3 protein-coding genes are annotated in these 2,573 nt (G+C 59.3%); all 3 read left to right on the forward strand.

The window, feature by feature from the left end:
- The coding region (locus tag I6N89_RS25240; RefSeq protein ID WP_207020958.1) for a Mu transposase C-terminal domain-containing protein at positions 1–1,368 on the forward strand (1,368 nt) is incomplete at its 5' end.
- A gap of 1 nt (position 1,369) precedes the next feature.
- Positions 1,370–2,251, forward strand: coding sequence for a TniB family NTP-binding protein (locus I6N89_RS25245; protein ID WP_038147410.1), 882 nt, complete (start codon positions 1,370–1,372; stop codon positions 2,249–2,251).
- Entirely contained in the window at positions 2,248–2,484 is a 237-nt protein-coding gene (locus tag I6N89_RS25250; protein WP_328805931.1) for a TniQ family protein, read from the forward strand. The genes I6N89_RS25245 and I6N89_RS25250 overlap by 4 nt, the downstream gene beginning before the upstream one ends.
- The last annotated feature ends 89 nt before the right edge of the window (positions 2,485–2,573 follow it).

Genomic DNA, 2,573 nt, shown 5'->3' on the forward strand with positions numbered 1-2,573 from the left:
GAAGCGGTAATCGAGGAGCACCTTCGCCGCTATTTCTTGCGCCGGGAGCGTTCGAGCTTGTCGCGCGTCGTGACAGAAATCCGCAGCGCTTGCTGGCAGGAGGGCTTGCAACCGCCGACACGGCGAACGGTTCAGCGTCGTCTGGATGCGATGGATGCCCGCGAAGTTGCGAAGGCACGAGAGGGCGCAAAGGCGGCCCGCCAGAAATTTGCGCCGGTCACAGGTGAGAACAAGGCCAGTATGCCACTGGAGATCGTCCAAATTGATCATACACCGGCGGACATCATTCTTGTCGACGGCTTTGAACGCAAACCAATTGGGCGGCCTTGGGTCACGCTGGCGATCGACGTCGCAACGCGGATGGTGACCGGATATTACACCTCTCTCGAGGCACCTTCGCGTCTGTCAGTGGCGCTTTGCCTGACACAGGCGGTGACCCTCAAGGAGGAACTTCTTGCGGAATTGGCGTGCGATGTTCCTTGGCCGGCACAGGGCAAACCGCACAGCATCCACGTCGATAACGGTCGCGATTTCCGGTCGCGCGCCTTTCGGTCGGCCTGTGCGGATTGGGGGATCGATCTGGTCTATCGACCGCCAGCAAGTCCTCACTTCGGTGGTCACATCGAACGGTTGATCGGCACCATGATGGGGGCCGTTCACCTGTTGCCGGGAACAACGCAATCCTCGATCGCGGCAAAGGGCGACTATGACGCCGAAAGCAAGGCCACGATGACGTTGAGCGAATTCGATCGCTGGTTTGCTCTGGAAATCTGCCGTTACAACAACAGCATTCATTCAAGTCTTGGCTGCACGCCCGTTGCCAAATGGGAGGCGCTCTCAGAGCAAATGACAGGCGACATCCCCTTCGAGATGGAAGCCTTTCAGGTGAGCTTCCTGCCGAGTGAACTGCGCAAGATCAGGCGTGACGGCATCCATCTGTTCCAGATAAGGTACTGGTCCGATGCCCTTGCAGGCCACATTGGGCGCGGGGATGGAAAGGTGGTCGTTCGCTACGATCCTCGCGATATCTCAATGATCTGGGTCGAACTGGACGATGGCCGGTATGTTGAGGCGCGGTACAGAAACCTGGAAATTCCGCCCGTCTCGCTCTGGGAATATCGCGAAGCGATGAGGAAGGCCCGTGCCCTTGGCAAGTCCGGGTCTAATGAGCTGGTGCTGGCTGAGCTGATCCGACAGCAACGCCAGATCGAAGCTGAAAGCCGGGGCCTGACGAAGGCCGAACGCAGAACCCGTGAAAGAAAAGGGACATTGAAGGGCACGAACTCGGCCGTCTCGACAACCGAAGGGCTGCGCCCGATCGATACGGGTGATACATCGCGCCCATTGTTCAAGGTGGAGAGATGGTGAATTGAGGGCAGGGACAACTGAAGAAGACGGCCGGATCGCCCTCATTCAATCGGATATCTGGATCGGCTTTCCTCGGGCGGAACAGGTGTTGGACCGCTTGCAGGGCATGATCGAAGCGCCACGACAAACCCGTATGCCTGGGCTTCTTGTGCATGGCGCCTCCGGGATCGGAAAGACGATGATTGCCCGAAACCTGTCGCGCAAGTACGCACCAGAATACGATCCGGCGTCGGGCATCACCCGCACACCGCTTCTGCTGTTGCAAGCGCCGCCCGCACCTGATGAACGGCGGTTTTACCTGCACATCCTGGCCGCCGTCGGCGCCCCGGCGACGGCTCTTAGCGCCCGCGCTCAAAATGTGGCTTCCCTCGAAGTCCGTGTCATCGCGCTCTTACGCGACCTTGGCCTGCGGATGATCATGATCGACGAGGTCCACAATCTCTTGGCCGGGACCCACCGCGAACAGCGCCGATTTCTCAATGTCCTGCGGTATCTCAGCAATGAACTCGAGGTGTCACTGGTCTGCCTTGGGGTCAGCGAGGCCGTCGATGCTATTCGCGGTGATATCCAGCTTGCCCGACGGCTGGACGAACATCATCTGCCAAACTGGCGCGACGATGCCGAGTTCTCGGACATGATCCAGACCCTTATTGCTGCCATGCCACTGGAAAAGAAGTCCAACCTGAAGGTCAAATCTCTCAAGCAGGTCTTGGCACTGACCGGTGGGGTGACCTCGCGCATCTTCGCTCTGGTCAAGGATCTTTCCATCGACGCCATTATCACAGGCGAGGAATGCATCACCGATGACGCAATCGCAAAATGGACGCCGGTTTGGTCGCGCCATGCGAACCCCCATCGGCGGCTCCAGAAGTCCCGGGTGTGAAGCCGCACCCGCTGCCCAAGACTGTCGCGCCGCTGCCAGACGAGTTGTTGTCAGGTTGGTTGTCTCGGCTGGCGGCGGCCAACTACTGTGATGATGCGGAACTACTGGCTCATCTCAGAATCGATACCGCGCATGGCACCGCCTTGGACTTCAACGTCGACGCGGCTGCGGCGGCGAAGATTGCCAACGCCGCACGGGTTAACGTAACCGACCGATTGGGGCCGCCTGCCTGAGGCTGGGGTTCCGAGGTAAGACACGTGCATAACGACGTCGTTATGCACGTGTCTTATTCGGAGGAGCCATGCTGGGCGAGGTTCTGGGT

It is taken from the genome of Salipiger abyssi, assembly GCF_017311415.1.
Lineage (GTDB): Bacteria > Pseudomonadota > Alphaproteobacteria > Rhodobacterales > Rhodobacteraceae > Salipiger > Salipiger abyssi_A.